Here is a 22,648-nt window from a genome sequence, read left to right as displayed (position 1 = left end):
GCGGGAAGAAAGCCCGCTCCTTTAAACCATTGGGGAGGGGTTATTTTGAAAAAGTGGATGATTGCTTGTCTAACCTTGGTTCTGTTTATTTCCTGTCTCTCAGCTGCCATCGCCAAAACTCACAAAACAGGATGGGAAAAGCAAAAAAAGAATTCGTTTGAAGCCGGTGAAGAGGTGCTTTTAAATGACAGAATAGACCTTTTGAAAGGGAAAAGAGTAGGTGGCCTTGTCGTTCCGCGCCCTTCTGATACATTCGTCCCTTCCAGCAGTGCTGCACCCGGATAAACAAGTGCGGTTTTGAGTTAATTGGTGCTCCTTTTATTGATGGTGATACCTTGGCACAAAAATTAAATGAATTAAAACTTCCAGGTGTTTTATTTAGAAGTACATACTTTACTTCAACTACTTCTAAGTACATCGGCAAGCTTTCAGGTGGAGTTCAAATTCATGTTACAAACAGGAATGTTTATCAATCAGTAGAGACAGGCATTGCCATTGTGAAAACCATTCACGACCTTTACCCCGAACAGTTTTCCTTTCTTCCAGAGGATAAAAATGGTGTCTCTTACTTTGACGAATTAATAGGGAATGGCTGGGTACGAAAGGCTATTAACAACGGAAGCTCACTAGAAGAAATTGTAAAACGGTGCAATGAAGAAACGAGAAAATTCAAGCAGACACGGAAAAAATACCTGCTGTATAAGTGAGGAAAGGCTGCCGGGTATGGCAGCCTCTTTTTAGATGGAAAAAGTATAAAAAATCTAGTCACTTTCTAACTCAAGAGCCTAACGGCCAGCTGAGTAGCAAGGTGTTGCGGATTTCCTATGTTCTTGGCATGGGTATGGGCGGCAGAGGAGGAAACAGTGGGGCGCCATTCGAAATGTTGCCTGTATAAAATGTGTATTGTTGCAAAAAACCGGATGAATGTTCCAGAAAACGGAAAGAACGTTGCGATGATCCCAAAAAGTGATGCAATAAAAAAAGAGTGTTGCAGAAAACAAAGGAAATGTAGCAAATGACTGATTCGTCCACCATTATGCAGTCACGTGACCGAAAGATTAGAGACGCTGGTGTGTGAATGCATTGGCATTTAACATAAATGGAATGATTATTGAAAGAAATGCCTAAACATTTTACAATAATGCCGTGAAAATCTAATTAAATGCCGTAACTTTTTCGAAAAATGCCGAAACTGGTCAAAACAGCTTTGACATGAACGCAAAAAATGCCTGTAACAGTTCACAGGCATTTGCTTTGCATTTATTAAACGCTATGGATGTTTCAAAAAAGTAAATGTTATTCAAGAATAATATTAGTTGGGGCAAAATATTATTTTTAAACCCTTTTTTTTCTTTTGAAAATATTTTTGTATTCCAATTAATCATGTGAAAAATAAGAGGCTAATTGTTCACTTTCCTTTTTTCTTCTTTTACGATGTTCAGCCCGTACCTTTGCTGTGTCATTTAACCAGCGCTCTTCTTCTGTCTCAGGAACCACCATTGGAATTTGCGTTGGCTGGCCCTGCTCATTAAGAGCGACAAAGGTGAGAAATGATAAAGCTGCAATGGACTTCTTCCCTGTTAATAAATGTTCCGATGTAATTTTTACAAATATCTCCATGGAGCTTCTTCCGGTATACGTAACCATTGCTTCCAGTTTAACCGCATCACCGACACGAATAGGTTTAATAAAGTCCACGGAGTCAGTGGAAGCAGTAACGACAGGTGAACGTGCCATTTTGGTTGCAGTAATGGAAGCCACATTATCAATATAGGCCATCAACTTACCGCCAAATAAGGTTCCGTGATTATTGGTATCAGGCGGGAGTACGTGGGTTGTATGTACAGTTAAAGTTTCAGACATTTTTTTAGTCGGTCTTTCTGTCATGTAGGTCACCTCTAGCTATAAATTCATTTCTTCGTTATTATACCCTTTATTGTGGTGAAAAGTAGTTGAGCTGTTAATTTTTCTTTCCCAGTTTCTTTTTTTAAGCCTTTGTTAAAGGACAGTGTTGTTTTTTATCTCATAACAGTAAAGAAAGATGGTAACTCAAAAAGCCGGACTATCCGTTGAAGGGAGTCAACCTTTTTTTACTATTGAATAAAAGGGGATTTTTCTATTTAATTTTAGACTAGGCTACCCTGAAAATCACTTTATACGAGTTCAAAAATCAAGCCAAACTGACCTATGATAATTATTATTGCCTTATGAAGAAAGAACATATTAGAGTGGCTTCTGAAAAAATCTAGGTTGACCTTACACTTATTAACTGAACAGGTATGACAAACAGCAGTACCTATATATGAGTATTTCCTAATGTTCGTTTTTAATCAAGGTTGATTGGAACAGATAAACGAGACTCCTGCGGGATGAGCGTGTAAATGGAAAACCCGCAGGAGCTTGCGACGAGGAGGCTCCGCTACCGCCCCGGAAAGCGAGTGCCTGAAGTGGAAATCAACCAGGAAAAAAGAGGCTATATCCAAGGTCTTCTGATATCATTGGACCTTTTGGGACAGCGTCTTTCTTTACTGTAGAATGAGCTAAAAATAATCAGTTTAAAAAGTCATCAGCATTCTATTCCTTTTCCTTATTAGCGTGCTAAATTGATAACTTTCTAAAATGTGATTAAAAGATATTGACGAAAATAAATCCACGAGTATATCCTATAGAAAGGGGTTTCAATATAAAGTATGACACATTAAAAAGATAAAGTGGATGGGAAAAAAAGAAAGTGGTGTGGAAGCAATGAAAATAAATAAATTGCAACTACAAAATGAAAAGGCTTTATCCGAAACAGCTGTTTCGCGATAAAGCCTTTTTTCTTTATCACGCTACAGTATTAGGGAGGTAAACATGATGGAAGCAATAGGAAATTACAGGGAAATACGCAAAAGTGAAAACCTTGAAAAAAGTAGGAGGGAAATTATGATTGAATTAACAGGAGATACATTGACCCTTCAAGAAGCAAAAGACATTATTTATAATCATGCAGCTGTAAGACCTTCTGCAGTCAGTATGGAAAAAGTGAAAAAAAGCAGGGAAGCAGTTGAACGTATTGTAAAGGAAAAAAGGGTTGTTTATGGGATTACAACCGGGTTTGGAAAATTCAGTGATGTATGGATTGATACGGAAAACGTAGAAGAACTGCAGCTCAATTTGATTCATTCTCATGCCTGCGGGGTAGGGGAGTCATTTCCGGAAAAGGTCTCCAGGGGTATGCTGCTGCTTCGTGCGAATGCATTACTAAAGGGATTTTCAGGGGTTCGTCCTGTTATTATTGAAAGACTATTAGATATGGTGAATGCAGGGATACACCCTGTCGTTCCTCAACAAGGGTCACTTGGCGCAAGCGGCGATTTAGCACCGCTGTCCCATTTGGTTCTTGGGCTATTAGGTGAGGGAGAAGTTTTTTATAAAGGAAATAAAGTGGACGCCGCCTATGCATTCAGCCAGGAAGGACTTGAACCGGTAACGCTTCAGGCGAAGGAGGGGCTTGCTCTCATTAACGGCACACAGGCTATGACAGCTATGGGTGTGGTTAATTATCTAGAAGCAGAGCAATTGGCAAAACAAAGTGAATGGATTGCAGCTACAACAATAGAGGGATTAAGAGGAATCATTGATGCATTTGATGAGGATGTCCATGTTGCGAGGGGCTATCAGCAGCAGGTCGATGTGGCGAAAAGAATGAGCCATTATCTTTCAGGAAGCAAACTGACAACAAAACAAGGTGAACTAAGAGTGCAGGATGCCTATTCTTTAAGATGTATTCCGCAAGTTCACGGAGCTTCCTGGCAGGCACTTGATTACGTAAAAGAAAAGCTGCTTATCGAAATGAATGCTGCAACAGACAATCCTCTTATATTTGACGATGGAGAAAAAGTCATTTCAGGAGGGAATTTTCATGGCCAGCCGATTGCTTTTGCAATGGATTTTATGAAAATTGCCATTGCGGAGCTTGCTAATATTTCCGAAAGAAGGATAGAAAGATTGGTGAATCCGCAGCTTAACGATTTGCCAGCCTTTTTAAGCCCTCAGCCAGGATTGCAGTCAGGAGCCATGATCATGCAATATGCAGCAGCTTCACTTGTATCAGAAAATAAGACACTTGCCCATCCGGCCAGTGTGGACTCTATTCCTTCGTCTGCAAATCAAGAGGATCATGTCAGTATGGGAACCATTGCGGCGAGGCACGCCTATCAAATTCTGCAGAACGCGAGAAGAGTGCTTGCGATTGAATGGATCTGTGCAATGCAGGCAGTCGAACATAGAGGGTTGGATAAAATGGCAGAAGCCACACGTTCATTTTTCAACCTAGGAAGACAGGTTGTCCCAGCTATTGATAAAGACAGGGTGTTCTCAAAAGATATTGAGGCAGCTGCCAAATGGATGGAAGACGACCTTCTAAGCGAGGCTCATTCTTGATGGCTGTTAATTAAAGGATTCTTATATCCAACAGCAGCAAAGCTTACAAAGCAAAAAGAGAAGGAGTAGATATTTCCTTCTCTTTTTGCTTTGCCATTTTATTTTTTACGGCTCTTTTCATTTTTTTCTTCCCTGTTATTGTCTTCTACATAAGAATCATGTTCAGAGGCAGGAAGATCGCCAAATTGTGTCATGATGTTTTTTTCATTTAAGGTATGCTCATAATCCTTGAATTCATCATTCCTATATACTTGAATATTTTTACCTGACATGTCATTCCCAGTAAAGTTTTCAAAATCCTCTACATAGCCTTCATTCTCATCCGCATCAATATACATTTCATTATAATTTTCCTTAGGCTCAATAAAATCAGATGGAGACTCTGATGTTCCGTATTTAGCCACAGATTGCCAGGTGTCCTCTGCATCATACGCTACTGATTCTTTTCGGTTATTTTCAAAAACAAATTTACCGAAAGGAGGCGTTAAAACCTCTTCTTCTATCGGGCGATCATGTGAAACGGTTTGCTCAGGGCTATGTTCCTTGCAGTACAATGTATAAGGAATTGCTTCCAGCCTTTCAAAAGGGATTTCTTGTCCGCACTCCTTGCATTTTCCATAGGTTCCTTCATCAATGGCTTTTAAGGCTTGCTCAATATTTTGCAATTCAACGTCGCTATGCTGCCGCAAAGCAATATCTTTTTCCCGTTCAAATAGTTCTGTCCCAAGATCTCCGGGATGATTGTCATAAGCGGATAATTCGCTTGTAGATGAATAAGGGAATTCATCCTCCATACCGTATTGATCATTTTGCTTCTCCTGGTGCTCTATTCCACTCTTTAGCTCTTGAAGCTGAGTACGAAATGTTGATAGTTGTTCTTCTGTTAGCATTTATACCACTTCTTTCCTCAGAAAGTGTAATCTCATTTTGTATGGTTTTACCACAATTGCACTTATCCTAAACAAAACGAGACAATATCCATTCATATGACAGTATTATTCGACAAAATGGATAAAACATACTAAGAAAAGAGCAAGCGCCTTGTTCATCGGCGTACAGATTTCAGAGACTCCGACTGAGATAAAGGAAACACAGCGAGGTATTTCACGAGCTGATATTGACTTATCTTAGTGAGGAGACGTAGAAATCTGCTAGCCGATAGGAGCTGGAGCTGGACAGAGAAAAGAGCAAGCGTCTAGCAAAATTAATCTTGACCTTAAACAGAAGCAATAATAAAAAGCCTCCATTACTGAAGGCTTCTTTTTCTTAGATCAAGCTTTTTGAACATGAGAAGATACACACAGGCACTCGCCGCGGCAAGCAAAGCAAGGATAAGGAATGTTCCCTGATAGCCGATCCAGGACGCAAGCGGAATGGAAATAGGTGCAATGGTTCTTCCAATGGTATACCGAAGACTGGAGGCTGCAAAATATTGGCCTCTCATATGTTCTGGAGACAAGTGTGACACAAATGTTTGCTGAATGCCTGTTACAACGAGTTCTCCAAAAGAAAAAATAATCATAGCAAAAATAAGTCCCCATCCGGTTTTAAGCTCTCCGAAAAGATAAATCGAAACAGCATAGGACAATGAGGAAAGGATGAAAATCCGTTTTTCCGGAAACTTTGCAGCCCAACGAGTGATGATAACCGTAAAGAGTGCAACAAGAAGACCGTTTTCTGAAAGGATAAATCCAAAAAGCTGTTGTCCAGTCAGTGATAAGTGAACAGACCCAAGGTCGATTAAAGAAGCTGCATCTACTTCTTCTTTTGTAAATACAGGGAGTATGAGGTCAAGCTGCATAAATGTCATAGCGACCAAGACTCCGCCAAAAATAAACAGTGTAAATATGCGGTCCTTTAAAATAATGCCATAGGAATGAAACTGTTTTTTTAAAACATCCGTCCAGTGCTGACGGGTAGCAGGACTGACTGCTCGGAATTCAGGGGCCGTTTCACGTGTGAATTTAAAAAGCAAAAACCCCAAAAAGATACAAATTATTCCTGTTACTGTTAATAATTGAAATCTGTAATAGGTAAAGAAAATACTTCCGAGTATAGGACCTACTACAACCGAGATGTTTACTGATGTGTAAAAGACGGCAAACACATGGCTTCTATCTTTTTCGTTGACCACATCTGCTACCATAGCCTGGCTCGCAGGGTAATAAAAGGAACCAAATATACTGGCAACGGTGAAACAAATAAATCCTACTGTGGCTGAGTGTAGCCACGGAGAATTTGAGAAGCCAAATATAAGAAAAGCGGCTCCTTGCCCTATAGAAGATATAACCATCATTTTTTTGCGGCCATAGCGATCTGCATAAAAACCCCCAAGCAAATTGGCGAAAACAGAAAAAACTTGTGAAGTTATTAATAAAACCCCTGCTGCAGTTTTACCAAAGGCTTCAGTAAAATAAATGGTTAAAAAAGGGAAAAACATCCAAAAGGTGAGGTTCATTAATGATTCACCAAACAGTCTAACTTTTAAATTTCGATCCCAATCGCGTATTCTCATAGAAGTACCTCACATCAATTAAACGTTTTTAATCCAGACTCTTTTCGTGAATTATGCAGTTGATTTTTTAAAAAGGCTATGTTAAAGGACTTTGTTGTTTTTTTGCTCATTTTCTTTCAGCTCAGCTGAAAGGAAATGAGCAAAAAAACGAGCAGTTTTCAACATGGAAAATTAACAGAGCTTAAAATAAAGACTCTATATAAAAACGTGTGAATAGCTTACGCATTATATGTAAAACAACAATGGGAAAATATCCTTTATTTGTTTAGAGTCGTTATCCTTCATAAGGAAGCTGCTGAAAAAAGGCTTTAAAAAGGTTTTATTAGGGGCTTTAAAAGAGTTTTAAACGTAAAAAACAAGATAGAGGGAAAACCCCTATCTTGCACAAGGATGTTTTCATATTTATGGCTGCTTATCCGTAAAGTATTAACTTCTTCAATCATTTTTATTTAAGGCATCATTTTTATCATGCTTTTAAATAAAGACTGATCTACTAACATTTTAAAAAGCAGTTAATCATACGATAACCGTTTTATTAAAAAGCCCAATCGCCATTTCTGAATACTGGTTCAGAAGTTCCGTCTTCTTTAATGCCATCGATATTCATTTCAGCAGAACCAATCATAAAATCAACATGGGTAATACTTTGGTTTAAGCCATGCTTTTGCAGCTCTTCTCTGGACATTTTTTTGCCGCCTTCTATACAGAAAGCATAGGCACTCCCTATTGCAAGGTGATTGGATGCATTCTCATCGAAAAGAGTATTAAAGAACAAGATATTAGATTGTGAAATAGGAGAGTTATAAGGCACAAGTGCTACCTCTCCAAGGTAGTGTGAGCCATCATCTGTATCCACTAGTTTTTTAAGAATTTCTTCTCCTTGCTCTGCTTTTACATTCACGATTCGTCCATTTTCAAAGGTTACTGTGAATTCATCAATGATATTGCCGCCATAGCTTAAAGGCTTCGTACTGGAAACATAACCATTCACTCCGTCTTTATGAGGTACTGTAAATACCTCTTCCGTCGGCATATTTGCCATAAACTCATGGCCATTTTCGTTTACACTTCCAGCACCTACCCAAAGGTGGCCCTCAGGCAATTCAATGGTTAAGTCAGTTCCAGGTGCTGTATAGTGCAGTTTTTTATAACGTTTTTCATTTAAATAGTCGACTTTCTCATGAAGGGTTTCATCATGTTCTTTCCAGGCTTGAACAGGATCTGCTTTATCAGCGCGTGTCGCTTTAAAAATCGCATTCCAAAGCTTTTCTACAGCTTCCTCCTGGCTTGCTTCAGGGAAAACCTTTTGAGCCCAAGCCGGTGAAGGTGCAGCTACAACAGTCCAGCTGACTTTATCGGATTGAATAAATTGACGATGCTGTTCCAGTGCTTGTCCTGCCGCCTTCTGGAAATTGGCAATTCGTTCAGAATCCACGCCTTTAAGCAGGTCAGGGCTTGAGGAAACAATCGACATAAAGGCAGCTCCGTTTTCGCCCAGATCAATGGTTTCAGCTGCACGGTGCTTTGGATACTCCTTGAACGTGTCTTCAGGAGCCTTTTCGTATTTAATGCGGGAAACCTGGTCATCGCTCCAGTTCACAATGACATCGCGGGCGCCGGCTTCATAAGCCTTTTTAACAACTAAGCGAACAAATTCTACAGCATCTAAAGTAGTATTGACAACAAGCTTTTGTCCTTCTTGAATATTCACGCCGACTTTTACAGCCAGCTCGGCATATTTTTCAAGGTTTTCTTGAAAGGTCGTCATATGTATTTAGTCTCCTTTTTTTTCTGAATCTTCTTTTCTATTTTAACAATCATTTTCATGATTGCCAACCTTAACGCTGTCTGAGGAGAAAGCACTTACATAGTAATGTTTATTGGATTTTTTACTTGAGGTTTACGTAAACGTAAGTGGTAAAATTGTTATAGACAGAAAATTCTTTGAATGGGAGGAGGGGGCTGTGATATCGATTTCGAACCTGTCAAAAGAGTTTGGAGTATCGACAAGGACCTTGCGTTACTATGAAGAATTAGGGCTTTTGAAACCAGGACGGGATGAATGGGGAAGAAGGTGCTACACAAGAAAAGACCATGCCAAATTAAAGCTGATCTTTCGAGGGAAAAGGCTGGGTTTTACCTTGGTGGAAATCAAAGAAATGATTGGGCTCTTTGATAAGGACCGCACGGGTATTAAACAGCTCGAGAAGGCGATAGAATATGGAGAACACAAGATAATAGAGGTAAATGAGCAGATAAGGGAGCTTGAGGCGCTGCGTGAGGATACACTTCAATATTTGGAAGAGTTCAAAGTGAGATTGTTACTGCTTAGGGGGGAATGAAATGAATATTTCAGGACTGCTGGAACAAAATGCAAGAAAGTATGGGGGGCATGAAGCCATTGTGGATGGAACTCAGCGGATCAGCTACAAGGAACTGGATTTTCAGGTAAATCGTTTAAGCTTTTCACTGATGGAAAATGGCTTTAAAAAGGGGGATAGGGCTATTATTTTTATGCCAAATACCGCCTCTTTTATCATCGCTTATTTTGCCTGCATCCGTGCCGGAGGAATCGTGGTCCCGCTCAATGCAAAATTGACAAAGCGGGAATTTGAAGAAATTCTACAGCATAGTGGAGCAGCAGCAGTATTCTCTCATGAGACGTTATGGCATGGCATAAAGGATGTAAATTCGGCAGACCTGCGCCTAAAGATAAAAACGGGACAGCATGCAGAGGGGTGGTCAAGCATAGAGGATCTTACATCAGGTGATGTGAACCGTGATGTATTTTGCAGCCTGAAAGAAGATGATGATGCGGCACTTCTTTATACATCAGGCACTACCGGTAAGCCAAAAGGGGTCTTACTTACGCACCGGAATGTTCTAAATGCAGCGATGATGATGTGTCTTGAAGTATCATTTAAGCCGGAAAGCCGGATTCTCCATATGATGCCTTTAAGCCATTCGGCTCCATTGAATTTGTTTTTGGCGGCGGGCACTCTTGTCGGTGCTGCGCATATTGTATGCCCTGCCTTTCATCCTGAAGAGTTTCTTCATTTAGTTGAAAACGAAAAGATTACACATTTTTTCGGAGCACCTATTGCTTATTTGCTTGCTGCAAAGTCCCAATCTATTTTGAACTGCAATCTTTCTTCTATACAATATTGGGTTTACGGGGGCGCGCCTCTTTCAAGAAAAGAGGTAGAGTATTTAAAAGGACAATTTAGGACTGAAAATTTTGTTTGTGTTTACGGTTTAACGGAAGCAGGACCCAGTGGGACATTATTAACAGCTGAAGAACATCGATCGAAGCCTGGAAGTATCGGAAGGAGGGCAGCCTTTGGGACAGAAATTCGTCTGGTTGATGAGAATGGATTTGATGTACGTGAGGGTGAAATAGGTGAAATCGTTTTGTCAGGCGAGTCCATTATGAAAGGGTATTTTACAGAAGAAGAAAAGACCAAAGACATAATCCGCAATGGCTGGCTTTTGACAGGGGATTTGGCAAGACGGGATCAGGATGGCTACTACTGGATTGTAGACCGCAAGAAAGACATGATTATAACCGGCGGAGTAAACGTATATCCAAAGGAAATAGAAGATTTATTGGTACAACATCCTGATATCAGTGAAGCGGCAATTGTAGGGGTTCCACATCCTGAATGGGGTGAAACGGTAAAGGCATTCATCGTCACTAAAAAGCCAATCAAGGATCTCGAAGAGGAATGTAAGCGATTTCTATCTGATGAGCTCGCTGCTTATAAAATTCCAAAACTTTATGAAGCTATCGATCAGCTGCCAAGAAATGCAGCAGGAAAAATTCTCAAGCAGCAGTTGAAGAAAGGGAACATCACTATAGTGCAGTAAAGTGATAAAGGGGTTTGACCCCTGTAGTGCGGTAAAGTGATAAAGGATTCGGACCCTATAGGAGAGGGAGGAAGCAATAATGAATTTTTTTCAGGAGGATCCACATTTTCAATCAGTAATCGAAAAGTATTTGCAAGGGGAGTTTCTGCATTGGGCAAATAAAGAACTGGATGAGTTTGGGGAACTGTGTGCCACTAAAGTAGATGAACGAGCCAGGCATACAGATAGGGAAGGCCAGCCGAAGCTGATAAAGTATGACCGATTTGGAGAGGATGTCTCTGAGGTTTGGATGAATGAAGGATATAAACAAACTGTTGAGGACATATACAATCGCGGAATTGTCGGGTATGTTCATAAAGAAATTCCAGCTTTGAAACAAAAAGGAAATTATATGTACTCATTTGCACAAGGCTATTTATTATCGCAGGCAGAAGCTGGTTTCCATTGCCCGGTAACCCTCACCGCTGCTACCGCCTACCTGCTTGATAAATACGGAAGCGATGATCTGAAGAAAAGATTTCTTTCACACGTCATCTCAACAGGAGAAGTTGAAAGATATGAGGGTGCCACTTTTTTGACAGAAAGACAGGGTGGTTCTGATGTGGGTGCTAATGAAACAAAAGCCGTTTTTGATGGGGAGCACTATCGGCTTTATGGAGAAAAGTATTTCGCTTCCAATGCGGGGGCATGCGGAGTAGCAGCCGTTTTGGCAAGGCGGGAAGGGGCACCGAAAGGAACAAAAGGGCTTAGTTTATTTCTCGTTCCCTGGAGGCTTGAAGATGGAAGCTTAAATGGTATTCAGATAAGGCGATTGAAGGATAAGCTGGGAGTGAGAGCTGTACCGTCCGGTGAAGTTGTTTTTGATGGGGCTAAAGCCTATGTTATTGGGGATGCCTCTAAGGGTTTCTATTATATGATGGAAGCCCTGAACCTATCGAGAGTTTGCAATGCAGTAGCATCAATTGGCATCATGAGAAGGGCACTTTCAGAAGCCAAAAAATATTGCTTTCATCGATATACCTTTGGAGCACAGCTTACAGCCTTTCCTATGGTCCGGGAAACCCTTACTAAGATGACGTTGAAACAGGAAATAGAAACGAGTGCAGTTTTTCAGCTAATTGCACTTTTTGATAAAATTTCAGCGGAAAATGGCATCTCTACAGAAGAGGAAAAAGCGATGAACCGGCTTTTAATTGCATTGTTAAAAATGGAAACTGCTGAGCAGGCGATTCATTTTTCCCATGAGGCGATTGAACTTCACGGAGGGAATGGATATATTGAGGATTTTGTGACACCCCGGCTTTTACGTGATGCCCAGGTACTAACCGTTTGGGAAGGAACAGCTAATATATTAGGATTAGAAGTTTTAAGGCTGATGAAAAAATACAATGGGCATGAGCTCTTTATCAAGGAAGTGAGGAAACGAATTTCTGCAATGCCAAGATTTCTTCAGGATGCAGGTGCTCCTGTAACAGCCGGTCTAATCCACCTGGAAAAGATATGTAAGTATGTCATGTCTGCCAATGAAGAAGCGCAAGCCTATCATTGTAAAAGAATAGCCAGAATGATGATAAAGATCTTTGAAAGTACGATTGCCTTGGAAAATGCAATCAAAGGCGGCAGCAGGGAAAAACTCGCAGCTGAGCTGTTTGTTAAAATGGAATGGGCTGATCCCAACTCCGTTGATGAGAATTTGGACTTTGCTGCATCCTTTGAAGAAATTGTGCTGTATAAAAAGCAGCAAGAAAAAGTGGAGCAAATATAGTATAGTCCCTTTTTATAAAAGGCACTGTTAAAGTTTTACAAGCAACAATCTATGTGGAAAAGACCAGACCCCGGTTTGCATTCTGCTCCGGGGTCTGGTCAGTCCAAATCAATTTATTTTCCCATCTGAAAAAGCTCACGATAGGCAATTGGATTTTTAATTAAATCAGCAAGAGTATATTGGTCGAGCACATTTAAATATGCCATTAATGCTTTATTTAAGGCATGTCTAAGTCCACATACCGGTGTAATCAAGCATGATTCAGCATTTCCGTCAAAGCATTCTACCAATCTAAAGTCATCCTCCGTTTTTCGGACAATGGCTCCTACATTGATCTCTTTTGGAGCAAGGGCAAGCTTGATGCCTCCATTTCGTCCTCTTATGGTTTCAACGACTCCCATTTTCCCAAGTTCATGTGTCACTTTCATCAAATGATTTTTGGAAATACCATAGGTTTCGGCAATTTCTTTAATATTAGAAAGCTTTGAAGGCTCTTGTGCTGCAAGATATATTAATACTCTCAATGAGTAGTCAGTATAATTGGTTAACCTCATTTTGATCACCTCTTACGAGTATGCAATTTATTATACCTTTTTTTTAGGATAAGCAGAAAGTATAAAATTTTTTATTCAATAAATTATTTGTCTAGCTCCAGCGCCTATCGGCTGGCGGATTTCTGGGTCTCCTCCCTACAATAAGTCAACATCAGCTCGTGAACAGCCTCGCTGTATTTCCTTTATTTCAGTCGAAGACTCTGAACTCCGTACGCCGATAAGCAAGGCGCTTGCGCTTTTCTCTGTCTAGCTCCAGCGCCTATCGGCTATCGGATTTCTCCGTCTCCTCCCTACGATAAGTCAACATCAGCTCGTGAACAGCCTCGCTGTATTTCCTTTATTTCAGTCGAAGACTCTGAAACCCGTACGCCGATGAACAAGGCGCTTGCGCTTTTCTTACATAAACCGTCTAAATTGTGACAGCTTTTCAAAAGGTGTATTTAGAATATTGCTTTTAAAAATGTGTGGGTATATTCTAAAGATGCATTTAAAATACTTCTTTTAAAAAGGGAGACTTTCACATGTTATCTCAAAAGACGATTGATATTGTAAAATCTACTGTTCCTGCTTTGCAAGCCCATGGAAAAACTATTACTACTACATTTTACAAAAGAATGTTTGAAGCACATCCTGAATTGTTAAATATATTTAATCACGTAAATCAAAAACAAGGCCGCCAGCAAACAGCTTTAGCGAATACAGTATTAGCTGCAGCTCAGTACATCGATAACCTGGAGGCAATTGTGCCTGTTGTTGTCCAAATTGCTCACAAGCACCGCGGGCTGGGCATTAAACCTGAGCATTATCCAATTGTAGGGGAATTCTTATTAAAGGCTATCAAAGAGGTCCTTGGAGATGCTGCCACTGATGAGATTATTAATGCATGGTCAGAAGCATATGATGCCATAGCACAAGCTTTTATTGATGTGGAAAAAGGAATGTACAATGAAGCGGAAAGGCAAGAAAACGGGTGGAGCGGTTTCAAGGAATTTACTGTGGCAAAGAAGGTCGTTGAGAGCAAAGTCATTACATCCTTCTATTTGAAACCAAGTGACGGAATGGGTGTACCCCAATTTTTACCAGGCCAATACATTACAGTAAAAGTAAAAATACCTGGTGAAACTTTTATTCTTAACCGCCAATACAGCTTATCCTGTGCTCCGGGTCATGATTATTACAGAATTTCTGTAAAACGGGAAGCGGATCGGGAGCCAAACGGCAAGGTGTCCAATTATCTTCACGATTATTTGAATGAAGGAGACAAGATTGAAATTAGTGCCCCTGCAGGTATTTTCACTCTCAATACAGAGGAAAAGGCTCCTATTGTTCTCCTAAGCGGCGGAGTGGGTTTAACTCCGATGGTCAGCATGCTTGAAACACTAGCTAATCAAGACTCTAAACGTGATGTTACGTTTGTCCATGCAGCAAGAAACGAGGAATTTCATGCTTTAAGGGATGAGGTGTTATCACATATCCGAAAGCTTGATAACGGCCATGTTTATTTCGGATATGAAAAACCGATTGATGAAAGCGGCAGTCATCATTTTGAGGGCTATTTAACCAAACAATATCTTGAGCACATCGTTAACAAGAAATCTGTTTGCTACATTTGCGGTCCTGTACCATTCTTGCAAAATGTTGTTCAAATGTTAACGGAAATAGGAGTTAAGGAAGAGAATATCCGTTATGAATTCTTTGGTCCTGCAGTAGATTTAAATGTTCATGCTGTAAAGCAGTAATACAATAGAGTGAAAAAGGGGTCAGACTCCTTCAATGAGTTAAAGCGCTAAAGGAGTCTAACCCCTTTAGTGAAATAAAGTATGGGGCTGATTATTGTCAGCCCCTTTTGTGCTATGCTTCGTCTTGCTCGATTCGATTTTTGAATGCTTCCTGGACCACAATTAGTTCTTCATCCTCCTGGGCTTCCGTGGTGTGTTTTTCTGTCACGCTATTCTTTGGGAAGTCACCAGGGTGTCCTTTTCTTTTATGGTTAAATTCTGTGCCTCTTGACATACAATTTCCTCCTTGTCTGTTTATATCGAATAGATTTCCCTTAAAGAGAGGAAATATCCCGCGGAAAAAGATACAGCATCCTTTATATGAATTAGGTTTTTGGTTCTTTTACTGTAATCTTTCTGCTGTGCTGAAAGGCGTGTTAAACGGCGTTTTCACACGAAGGAGCTAAAAAACAACAGTATCGTTTAACAAAGCCAAGTAAAATAATGTCAAATATAATATAGAGAATAAAGCGGATAACATCTGCTTGAAAATACCATTGTTGGAATTTTGTCACTTTTAAAAGGCGGAACAAAAAGGATTTATATGTGAATTTCGATATAATAAAGATATATAATTGGAAAGGATGATTAAAATATGGATTTTTTCAGACTTTCAGAAGAACGAATTAAGCAAGCTCAGGAAAATGGAGAATTTGACAATTTGCCTGGTTTGGGAAAACCGCTTCCGAAGGATGATTTAGCTGGGATTCCAGAGGAATTGCGCATGGCTTACAGATTAATGAGAAATGCCGGCTACTCTCCGGAAGAAGCGAATTTAAAACAAGAACTGATGACAATCGAGGATTTGATTAAACATACAAAAGACGAGACAGAAAAGGAGGGGCTGAAAAATCAGCTTACTCAGAAGCTGTTAAATTACAATCAAATGCTTTCCAAAAAAAGAATTAATACGAATTCCTCAGTCTTTAAAAATTATGAACAGAAAATTGAGAAAAAATTTCTTTGACTTCTATTTAGCCCTGTTGATTTTTCAGGGTGCCACTAAATATTGTCCTTTTTAAGCCGATATAATGTGGGAAGAAGAATGCAATTGTAAGGTGGAAAATATGGATAAAACATCGATTATCGGTCTAATACTAGGATTTATTGCAATAGGCGTAGGAATGGTCCTTAAGGGTGTGCCGTTACTGGCAATTGTAAACGCCCCTGCTGCATTCCTTATTATCATTCTTGGAACCATTGCTACAGTAACAATTGCTTTTCCGACCAGCGAAATTAAAAAAGTGCCAAAGCTATTTAAAATCCTTTTTACAGAACAAAAATTAGTGGAACCCAAAAACTTAATTGAATTCTTTTCTGAATGGGCACAGCTTGCAAGAAAAGAAGGACTGCTTGCATTGGAAACAAAAATCGACGAAGTGGATGATCCCTTTTTAAGAAACGGATTGAGCTTAGCGGTTGATGGCCAAAGTGCAGATTACATCCGTGATGTGTTAGGTGAGGAAATAGATGCAATGGAAGAAAGACATGAAGCTGGTGCGGCAATTTTTTCTCAGGCAGGAACATATGCACCGACTCTGGGTGTACTTGGGGCTGTATTAGGGCTGATTGCCGCACTTAAGGATATGTCAGATGTAGCTGAAATCGGAAAGGCGATTTCTTCAGCCTTCATTGCCACAATGCTGGGGATTTTTACTGGTTATGTCCTCTGGCATCCATTTGCCAATAAGCTAAAGCGGAAATCCAAGCAGGAATCAAAGGTTAAAGAGATGATGCTTGAGGGTATTCTTTCCATACTCGCAGGAGAATCGCCGCGTGTAATCGAACAAAAACTGGCATCCTATCTGCCCGCTGAAGAACGGAAATCGATTATGGAGGAAAGCGGCGTCATGATCAATGAGTAGGAACAGGCGAAAGAAAAAGAAAGATGAGTTTCATACTGATGAATCCTGGCTTATCCCCTATGCAGATATTTTAACGCTCCTTCTTGCTTTGTTCGTTGTCCTTTTTGCGATGAGCTCGGTGGATGCGAAAAAATTTCAGGAATTTTCCAAGGTGTTCAATGGTATATTTACAGGAGGCACAGGGGTACTGGACTATACAAAACCGGCACCTGTCGACCAAAATGATACAACGAGCAATGGTGAAATTTTAATAAAGCAGCAAAATAATATGAAAAACCCTTCTGCTGAAGCGAAACAGCTGCAAAAAATGAAGTCAATAGACTACCAGCAGCTGCAGGATACCCAATCAAGGGTAGATGCATATATTCAGAAAAACAATCTGCAAGGAAAGTTTTCTACTAAACTAACAGATGAAGGCTTGCTATTGACGATTAGAGATAATGTCTTGTTTGCATCAGGACAGGCCACAGTAAGGCCACAGGATATAAAGACGGCTAAAGAGGTTTCTAATTTGCTAGTGATGGACCCTCCACGCAATATTATTATCAGCGGGCATACGGATAATGTTCCAATCCAAAATTCAAAATTCCAATCTAACTGGGAATTAAGTGTCATGAGAGCTTTAAACTTTATGAAACTATTGTTAGAAAATAAACAGTTAAATCCCCAATACTTTAGTGTAAGGGGATTCGGTGAGTATCAGCCAGTTGCTGACAACAGTACTCCAGAAGGCAGAGCTGCTAATCGGCGTGTGGAAGTGCTGATTCTGCCTCGCGGTAAAAGTCCAGCCAATTAAAAACCTGCATAAGCATTTAGCTTACGCAGGTTTTTTGCCTTTATCAGGATTCTTCGTATATCTTCAAGAAAATACCTCAGTTTTTAGCCGTGTTCAATTGGAAGTGTTTGATGGCCCAATCTTTAAAAACAATTCCTTCGATTTCTTTTTTCGTCATTTCCCCTTTATTCCACACTGTTAAGGAGCTTGGCGTTAGTGTTATACTCCCGCCAGCCGTAAGCTTAGTGAGCAAAGGAACCTTGTTAAAAGGAGAATCAGTGCTTTCAACAATTTTTCTTTGTACAGCATCTAAATCTGACAGTTTTTTTATCGGAGACGCTGGAAAAAAGGTGTATCCCTGCTTCCACTCAGAATGTTTATACTTTAATTTCATATATAAAACATATTCTTCGTCGGCACCATTACGTTTTTTTATTTGAAACTCCCCATTCGCAGATTCAATGCGGGCACCCTTTAATGAAACGGGCTTTAAAGGGAGGTTGCCGCCAAACCCAGTATCAATCAGATAATCATTACCTTGATGCTTTAGCAGAATGCATACGTGAGTTTTTCCTATTGCGCTCCAATCCTCTGCATGATGGTCATAGACAATTCCCGGTACTAAAGTAACATCAAAACTATTTTCCTTTAAAAAGAGGAAAAACAAAGAATTTAATTCATAACAAAGGCCGCCTTCACTTCTCCTAAGAAGCTTTTTAATTAAACTTTCTTCTGTAATAGCCTGTATTTGGTTGGAGAAGATACATAGATTTTCAAAGGGAAAACTGGCAGCTGTGAGTGTAAGAATTTGGTCTAATGTATCAAAGATGATAGTCTGGTTCTTTGGAAAACCAATTCGCTTGCGGAATAATTCGTTTAACTCCTTCATTATAAAACCTCCAACGGGTGGAATTTTCACATCATTTATTTTTTTATTTCTTTTATTCATAGACGGAAACTTATATCTGTAGACGTTGTTGCAGAAGGCACCAGTTAATATGGCTTCTAAGCAATCAGGATAGGTATGTCTAATAATGTTATTTTTTCTCAGAAGTTCTTTCATTGCTGGACACTTTTATTCTACAAAATAAAATATTTCTCGGGAAATTTAGTGCCTGGGCAAACAAAAATTTGAAATTTCCATGATAAATCCTATTCATCCATCGAATGTTACAGGGGAAATGAGAACGGAATTTCAGGGAATAGGGGTACAAAAAGGTTTTGTTATCAAAAAATGGGGAAACATTGTACATGTGATTAAAATTATACTTATACGTAAAAGGAGATGCAGTAATATGGGCAAAAAGATAGCTACTGTAATTACCGAAATGTTTGAGGATGTAGAATATACTGAACCGGCAAAAGCGTATAAGGAAGCCGGCCATGAAGTTGTGACAATTGAAAAAGAAGCTGGGAAAACGGTGGCCGGCAAGCAGGGAGAAGCGAAAGTAACCATTAATAAATCCATTGACGATGTTAATCCGGATGATTTTGATGCATTGTTTATTCCTGGAGGCTTCTCACCAGACCAGCTTCGTGCAGACGACCGGTTTGTACAATTCGCAAAGAAATTTATGGATGACAAAAAACCCGTTTTTGCTATATGTCATGGCCCTCAGCTATTAATCACGGCCAAAACATTAGAAGGCAGAAATGCGACTGGCTACACATCCATATTGGTCGATCTTGAAAATGCTGGGGCAAACGTTAAGGACCAGGAAGTCGTGGTATGCAATAACCAACTGGTGACGAGCCGAAATCCAGATGATATTCCTGCCTTTACGCGTGAATCCCTAAAGCTTCTAGAAGCCTAATGTAACTTTCGATTGTTTTACACAACGAAAAGCCTGCAGTTTAATTTGTGCAGGCTTTTTTGTTGCTTTTTACATTATAAATGCTAAGCTCTTGGATGTTTTTTTGTCTAGCTCCAACGCCTATCGGCTAGCAGATTTCTCCGTCTTCTCCCTGTGATAAGTCAACATCAGCTCGTGAAAGACCTCGCTGTGTTTCCTTTATCTCAGTCGAAGACTTCGGAATCCGTACGCCGATGAGCAAGGCGCATGCGCTTTTCTTGTTTTGCCTAAATTTCTTGTGCAAAATCTTTTGATAGATATTGAGGGACAGAGTCCAAGTCGTATATGATGAAAGAAAAGAGTGAAGGATGTGAATGCAGAGTGGATAAAGTCCTCACTGCGTGCGAATGGCGATAAAAATACTGGTGGCAGACGACAATTCCTTTATTCGGGAAGGCATGAAGATCATTTTAAGCACCTATGATGACTTTGAAATAGCGGGAGTAGCAAATGATGGGATTGAAGCGGTTGAATTTTGCACCCGTAATAAAGTAGATATCGCACTTTTGGATGTACGCATGCCTAATATGAACGGTGTTGAAGCAACCAGGCTTATAGCAGAGCAAACCCTAACAAAGCCGATCATTCTGACAACGTTTGATGATGATGAATACATATTGGAAGCCATTAAAAATGGAGCCAAAGGTTATTTATTAAAGAATACTGAACCGGAGATTATATGTGATGCCATCAGAAGTGTCTATAATGGCAATAGTATTATACAGGATGCAGTTCTGGAGAAAATTAAGTCTAATTTATCCGAACAAAAAGGCAATGGGCCTATGTTTGATTCGAGCGGATTCACGGAGAGGGAGCTAAGCATCATGTCTTTAATTGCCCGCGGCTTATCCAATAAGGAAATTTCCAGAGAACTGTTTATCTCTGAAGGAACGGCTGCCAATTATATTACATCGATTCTGAATAAGACAGGATTTGAGCATCGTACCCAAATCGCCATTTATTATTTAACTGGCAAAATGGATCGTTAAGGAGAACCATATGGATTTAGGCATGGTGATGACGAAATTAATTATTATATTCTTTATTGCTTATAGTTACATTAATTCAAGCGGCAGTCATAAGCCATGGATTGTGTTTGCTCTGCTTGTTTATCTTAGCATTAACCTGGTGTTTTATTTGGTAAAAGAAAAGAAAATGAAGGAATTGATAGCGGGATTAACTGTCCTATTCGTTATTTATGCTTTTGTAAAAATCGATTCGCTCATCCTGCTATTAATCCCCATCAATCTTTATGAACTCTTGAATTATTATACAAAGCGTAAATGGTTTCTTTTAGTGGCTGCCTTCATTCCTATGGTTTATATTGGAAAAGAGTTACAGCCGGTTTATGCATTGGTTTCATTCTTTGGATTTACGATCTTTACCGGCTGTGCTTATTATTCAGGGCGTGAAGAAGAGCATGAGAAGAAGATGGATGAAATGAGAAAAAGTATTCAAAGGCTTTCAAGCACCTTAACTGAAAAAAACATTTATATGAGACAATCAGAGTATACATACAAGCTGGAGGAAAGGAATAGGCTGTCCCAAGAGATCCATGATAAAATTGGGCATTCCATTACGGGGGCTCTTATTCAAATGGAAGCAGCCAAGAGATTATTGAACCGTGATGCAGATAAAGCAAAAGAGTTATTGCAAAATGCGATTAATATATCCAAGGAAGGCATCGAGAAAATTCGCCTAACTTTAAGAAATATGAAGCCGCCTGTAGAACAAATCGGTGTTCATCGAATTAAGCTGGTCCTCGATGAATTTTCTTCTCAAAGCCATATGCGCACCTCCTTAGTTACAAAGGGCAATTTGGATGTAGTTACTCCGTTTCAATGGAAGCTCATACAGGAAAATGTAACGGAAGCCTTAACAAATTCAAGTAAATATTCCGATGCAGATGCTGTAGCCGTTGAAATCCAAGTGCTCAATAAAGCCATCAAAGTAGAGGTAAAGGACAACGGCAGAGGAACGGACAAAGTGATAAAAGGCATGGGCTTGATGGGGATGGAAGAACGGACTGCTTCGTTAAACGGCAAGCTAATTATTGATGGCACCAATGGGTTTTCTGTCACGACGCTGCTGCCAATACCGTAACGGAAGAATTTCCTGTGAAAACATGAAGATTCTCATATAGAAAGAGTGAATCAATGCACTGATGCAGATTCGCTCTTTTTTTTATAATACAGATAACAAGTATATAAATAGGAGCTGCTGATTAAAACTGACAGATTAGCAGATTTCCTAGGATGATAAAACAAAGGGGATGAAAATAGATGAATATATTGGAATTAAATCACCTGACCAAGAAGTTTGGAGATTTCATCGCTGTTGATAATATGTCTCTGAACGTGAAATCAGGAGAAATTTTTGGCTTTTTAGGTGCAAACGGAGCAGGAAAAAGCACGACGATTCATATGATAGCGGGGCTTATAAGAAACAATGAAGGAGAAATGAAAATACTGGGTAAAAATATTGCCAAAAATCAGCGGTTTGCAAAAATGAATATCGGCATTGTTCCGCAGGATTTAGCGATCTATGAAGACCTTACAGCCTATGAAAACGTACGTTTTTTTGCAGGATTATACGGACTAAGAGGAGCTGTACTCGAGGAACGAGTAGCAGAGGCACTGCAATTTGTAGGGCTGAGTGATAAGGCAAAGAGCTTCCCTAAGTCATTCTCAGGCGGGATGAAGAGGAGATTGAATATTGCTTGTGCGATCGCCCATCGTCCCAAGCTGATTATTATGGATGAGCCGACTGTAGGAATTGATCCTCAATCGAGAAACTATATTTTAACGTCCGTAAAAAAATTGAATGAAATGGGCAGTACCATTATTTATACCAGTCACTACATGGAAGAGGTTGAAGAAATTTGTTCACGAATTGCCATTGTGGACCATGGCAAAATTATTGCAGAAGGATCCAAGGAGCAGCTTAAAGCCATTATTACTGAAAACAAGAATATTACAATAGAGGTAAAATCAGCAGATTCTATTAATATAGAACAGCTAAAAGAGATCCATGGAGTAGAAACTGTTCAAGTGGAGGATAATGTGTTGAAAATTCATTCTGCCACGGGTGTAAATAATTTAAATAAAATCATTGCTTCTCTCCTTCAAACGGGAACCGAGATCAGGTCAATTGATGAAAAAGAGCCGAATTTAGAAACCGTATTTCTGACGTTAACGGGAAGAAACTTGCGTGATTAGGATGAAGAGTATGTATTTGTTTAACAAAGGAGG

The 22,648-nt window shown here is 39.7% G+C and carries 21 protein-coding genes and 1 pseudogene; 14 read left to right on the top strand and 8 right to left on the bottom strand.

The features are described 5' to 3' along the window. Window positions 1–221: 221 nt before the first annotated feature. A pseudogene (locus A5N88_RS25865) lies at window positions 222–302 on the bottom strand (hypothetical protein); the annotation flags it as partial. Between the two features lie 33 nt (window positions 303–335). Between A5N88_RS25865 and A5N88_RS13360 the strand changes: the two are divergent. Beyond that, window positions 336–707, top strand: a complete 372-nt coding sequence (locus tag A5N88_RS13360; RefSeq protein ID WP_066266819.1) for a DUF1343 domain-containing protein — start codon at window positions 336–338, stop codon at window positions 705–707. A 670-nt stretch (window positions 708–1,377) separates the two neighbouring features. Here the strand turns inward: A5N88_RS13360 and A5N88_RS13345 are convergent. Continuing rightward, window positions 1,378–1,887, bottom strand: coding sequence for an acyl-CoA thioesterase (locus tag A5N88_RS13345; RefSeq protein WP_066266807.1), 510 nt, complete (start codon window positions 1,885–1,887; stop codon window positions 1,378–1,380). A gap of 494 nt (window positions 1,888–2,381) precedes the next feature. On the opposite strand from A5N88_RS13345, the gene A5N88_RS24960 reads away from it, so the two are divergent. Then, window positions 2,382–2,534, top strand: coding sequence for a hypothetical protein (locus A5N88_RS24960; protein WP_157090677.1), 153 nt, complete (start codon window positions 2,382–2,384; stop codon window positions 2,532–2,534). A 391-nt stretch (window positions 2,535–2,925) separates the two neighbouring features. Next, window positions 2,926–4,425 carry a histidine ammonia-lyase gene (hutH, locus tag A5N88_RS13340; protein WP_066270523.1) on the top strand — a complete coding sequence of 500 codons (1,500 nt, stop codon included), beginning with the start codon at window positions 2,926–2,928 and terminating at the stop codon, window positions 4,423–4,425. A gap of 98 nt (window positions 4,426–4,523) precedes the next feature. On the opposite strand, the gene A5N88_RS13335 is transcribed toward hutH, so the two are convergent. From A5N88_RS13335 to A5N88_RS13325, 3 genes are all read right to left on the bottom strand, one after another. Beyond that, window positions 4,524–5,315, bottom strand: coding sequence for a TraR/DksA C4-type zinc finger protein (locus A5N88_RS13335; RefSeq protein WP_066266806.1), 792 nt, complete (start codon window positions 5,313–5,315; stop codon window positions 4,524–4,526). Between the two features lie 356 nt (window positions 5,316–5,671). Next, window positions 5,672–6,940, bottom strand: a complete 1,269-nt coding sequence (locus tag A5N88_RS13330) for an MDR family MFS transporter (RefSeq protein WP_066266805.1) — start codon at window positions 6,938–6,940, stop codon at window positions 5,672–5,674. A 535-nt stretch (window positions 6,941–7,475) separates the two neighbouring features. Next, complete coding sequence (locus A5N88_RS13325) at window positions 7,476–8,708, bottom strand: aminopeptidase (RefSeq protein WP_066266803.1); 1,233 nt, start codon at window positions 8,706–8,708, stop codon at window positions 7,476–7,478. Window positions 8,709–8,904: 196 nt separating this feature from the next. Here A5N88_RS13325 and A5N88_RS13320 point away from each other — a divergent pair, with 196 nt between their 5' ends. The 3 genes from A5N88_RS13320 to A5N88_RS13310 all read left to right on the top strand — a co-directional run bounded on the left by A5N88_RS13320 (window position 8,905) and on the right by A5N88_RS13310 (window position 12,572). Continuing rightward, window positions 8,905–9,282, top strand: coding sequence for a MerR family transcriptional regulator (locus tag A5N88_RS13320; RefSeq protein WP_066270522.1), 378 nt, complete (start codon window positions 8,905–8,907; stop codon window positions 9,280–9,282). Between the two features lies 1 nt (window position 9,283). Continuing rightward, a complete protein-coding gene (locus A5N88_RS13315; RefSeq protein WP_066266799.1) occupies window positions 9,284–10,807 on the top strand; it encodes a class I adenylate-forming enzyme family protein in 1,524 nt (507 codons plus the stop codon). Between the two features lie 79 nt (window positions 10,808–10,886). Beyond that, the gene (locus A5N88_RS13310; RefSeq protein WP_066266797.1) at window positions 10,887–12,572 is read left to right on the top strand and encodes an acyl-CoA dehydrogenase family protein; all 1,686 of its coding nucleotides are present in this window, start codon (window positions 10,887–10,889) and stop codon (window positions 12,570–12,572) included. Window positions 12,573–12,685: 113 nt separating this feature from the next. Here the strand turns inward: A5N88_RS13310 and A5N88_RS13305 are convergent, their stop codons facing one another. Continuing rightward, window positions 12,686–13,126, bottom strand: a complete 441-nt coding sequence (locus tag A5N88_RS13305; RefSeq protein ID WP_066266795.1) for an Rrf2 family transcriptional regulator — start codon at window positions 13,124–13,126, stop codon at window positions 12,686–12,688. 521 nt (window positions 13,127–13,647) lie between these two features. On the opposite strand from A5N88_RS13305, the gene hmpA reads away from it, so the two are divergent. Next, entirely contained in the window at window positions 13,648–14,865 is a 1,218-nt protein-coding gene (hmpA, locus tag A5N88_RS13300; protein WP_066266790.1) for an NO-inducible flavohemoprotein, read from the top strand. A gap of 112 nt (window positions 14,866–14,977) precedes the next feature. Here hmpA and A5N88_RS25565 read toward each other — a convergent pair whose 3' ends face one another. Next, the gene (locus A5N88_RS25565; protein ID WP_198160269.1) at window positions 14,978–15,139 is read right to left on the bottom strand and encodes a hypothetical protein; all 162 of its coding nucleotides are present in this window, start codon (window positions 15,137–15,139) and stop codon (window positions 14,978–14,980) included. 360 nt (window positions 15,140–15,499) lie between these two features. On the opposite strand from A5N88_RS25565, the gene A5N88_RS13295 reads away from it, so the two are divergent. From A5N88_RS13295 to motB, 3 genes are all read left to right on the top strand, one after another. After that, on the top strand, window positions 15,500–15,871 hold the full coding sequence (locus A5N88_RS13295; protein ID WP_066266788.1) for a DnaJ family domain-containing protein: 372 nt from the start codon (window positions 15,500–15,502) through the stop codon (window positions 15,869–15,871). A 100-nt stretch (window positions 15,872–15,971) separates the two neighbouring features. Continuing rightward, on the top strand, window positions 15,972–16,769 hold the full coding sequence (gene motA / locus A5N88_RS13290) for a flagellar motor stator protein MotA (RefSeq protein ID WP_066266783.1): 798 nt from the start codon (window positions 15,972–15,974) through the stop codon (window positions 16,767–16,769). After that, the gene (gene motB, locus A5N88_RS13285) at window positions 16,762–17,565 is read left to right on the top strand and encodes a flagellar motor protein MotB (RefSeq protein WP_066266781.1); all 804 of its coding nucleotides are present in this window, start codon (window positions 16,762–16,764) and stop codon (window positions 17,563–17,565) included. The genes motA and motB overlap by 8 nt, the downstream gene beginning before the upstream one ends. A gap of 76 nt (window positions 17,566–17,641) precedes the next feature. On the opposite strand, the gene A5N88_RS13280 is transcribed toward motB, so the two are convergent. Beyond that, window positions 17,642–18,433, bottom strand: a complete 792-nt coding sequence (locus A5N88_RS13280; protein ID WP_066266780.1) for an arylamine N-acetyltransferase family protein — start codon at window positions 18,431–18,433, stop codon at window positions 17,642–17,644. A 406-nt stretch (window positions 18,434–18,839) separates the two neighbouring features. Between A5N88_RS13280 and A5N88_RS13275 the strand changes: the two genes are divergently transcribed. From A5N88_RS13275 to A5N88_RS13260, 4 genes are all read left to right on the top strand, one after another. Continuing rightward, window positions 18,840–19,358, top strand: a complete 519-nt coding sequence (locus A5N88_RS13275) for a type 1 glutamine amidotransferase domain-containing protein (protein WP_066270521.1) — start codon at window positions 18,840–18,842, stop codon at window positions 19,356–19,358. A gap of 386 nt (window positions 19,359–19,744) precedes the next feature. Beyond that, window positions 19,745–20,386, top strand: coding sequence for a response regulator transcription factor (locus A5N88_RS13270; RefSeq protein WP_066270519.1), 642 nt, complete (start codon window positions 19,745–19,747; stop codon window positions 20,384–20,386). Between the two features lie 10 nt (window positions 20,387–20,396). Then, on the top strand, window positions 20,397–21,500 hold the full coding sequence (locus A5N88_RS13265; RefSeq protein ID WP_066266778.1) for a sensor histidine kinase: 1,104 nt from the start codon (window positions 20,397–20,399) through the stop codon (window positions 21,498–21,500). Window positions 21,501–21,679: 179 nt separating this feature from the next. Then, complete coding sequence (locus A5N88_RS13260; protein WP_066266775.1) at window positions 21,680–22,615, top strand: ABC transporter ATP-binding protein; 936 nt, start codon at window positions 21,680–21,682, stop codon at window positions 22,613–22,615. Window positions 22,616–22,648: the final 33 nt, after the last annotated feature.

Origin of the sequence: Heyndrickxia acidicola, assembly GCF_001636425.1 — a bacterium.
Lineage (GTDB): Bacteria > Bacillota > Bacilli > Bacillales > Bacillaceae_C > Bacillus_AE > Bacillus_AE acidicola.
This window is presented reverse-complemented; position numbering and strand designations above follow the sequence as displayed.

What these genes read in the sequence shown, in the direction of transcription:
- A5N88_RS13345 (WP_066266807.1), bottom strand. Translation starts at nt 1,887, where the DNA reads ATGACAGAAAGACCGACTAAAAAAATGTCTGAAACTTTAACTGTACAT.
- A5N88_RS24960 (WP_157090677.1), top strand. Translation starts at nt 2,382, where the DNA reads ATGGAAAACCCGCAGGAGCTTGCGACGAGGAGGCTCCGCTACCGCCCC.
- hutH (WP_066270523.1), top strand. Translation starts at nt 2,926, where the DNA reads ATGATTGAATTAACAGGAGATACATTGACCCTTCAAGAAGCAAAAGAC.
- A5N88_RS13335 (WP_066266806.1), bottom strand. Translation starts at nt 5,315, where the DNA reads ATGCTAACAGAAGAACAACTATCAACATTTCGTACTCAGCTTCAAGAG.
- A5N88_RS13330 (WP_066266805.1), bottom strand. Translation starts at nt 6,940, where the DNA reads ATGAGAATACGCGATTGGGATCGAAATTTAAAAGTTAGACTGTTTGGT.
- A5N88_RS13325 (WP_066266803.1), bottom strand. Translation starts at nt 8,708, where the DNA reads ATGACGACCTTTCAAGAAAACCTTGAAAAATATGCCGAGCTGGCTGTA.
- A5N88_RS13315 (WP_066266799.1), top strand. Translation starts at nt 9,284, where the DNA reads ATGAATATTTCAGGACTGCTGGAACAAAATGCAAGAAAGTATGGGGGG.
- A5N88_RS13310 (WP_066266797.1), top strand. Translation starts at nt 10,887, where the DNA reads ATGAATTTTTTTCAGGAGGATCCACATTTTCAATCAGTAATCGAAAAG.
- A5N88_RS13305 (WP_066266795.1), bottom strand. Translation starts at nt 13,126, where the DNA reads ATGAGGTTAACCAATTATACTGACTACTCATTGAGAGTATTAATATAT.
- hmpA (WP_066266790.1), top strand. Translation starts at nt 13,648, where the DNA reads ATGTTATCTCAAAAGACGATTGATATTGTAAAATCTACTGTTCCTGCT.
- A5N88_RS25565 (WP_198160269.1), bottom strand. Translation starts at nt 15,139, where the DNA reads ATGTCAAGAGGCACAGAATTTAACCATAAAAGAAAAGGACACCCTGGT.
- A5N88_RS13295 (WP_066266788.1), top strand. Translation starts at nt 15,500, where the DNA reads ATGGATTTTTTCAGACTTTCAGAAGAACGAATTAAGCAAGCTCAGGAA.
- motA (WP_066266783.1), top strand. Translation starts at nt 15,972, where the DNA reads ATGGATAAAACATCGATTATCGGTCTAATACTAGGATTTATTGCAATA.
- motB (WP_066266781.1), top strand. Translation starts at nt 16,762, where the DNA reads ATGAGTAGGAACAGGCGAAAGAAAAAGAAAGATGAGTTTCATACTGAT.
- A5N88_RS13280 (WP_066266780.1), bottom strand. Translation starts at nt 18,433, where the DNA reads ATGAAGGAGTTAAACGAATTATTCCGCAAGCGAATTGGTTTTCCAAAG.
- A5N88_RS13275 (WP_066270521.1), top strand. Translation starts at nt 18,840, where the DNA reads ATGGGCAAAAAGATAGCTACTGTAATTACCGAAATGTTTGAGGATGTA.
- A5N88_RS13270 (WP_066270519.1), top strand. Translation starts at nt 19,745, where the DNA reads ATGGCGATAAAAATACTGGTGGCAGACGACAATTCCTTTATTCGGGAA.
- A5N88_RS13265 (WP_066266778.1), top strand. Translation starts at nt 20,397, where the DNA reads ATGGATTTAGGCATGGTGATGACGAAATTAATTATTATATTCTTTATT.
- A5N88_RS13260 (WP_066266775.1), top strand. Translation starts at nt 21,680, where the DNA reads ATGAATATATTGGAATTAAATCACCTGACCAAGAAGTTTGGAGATTTC.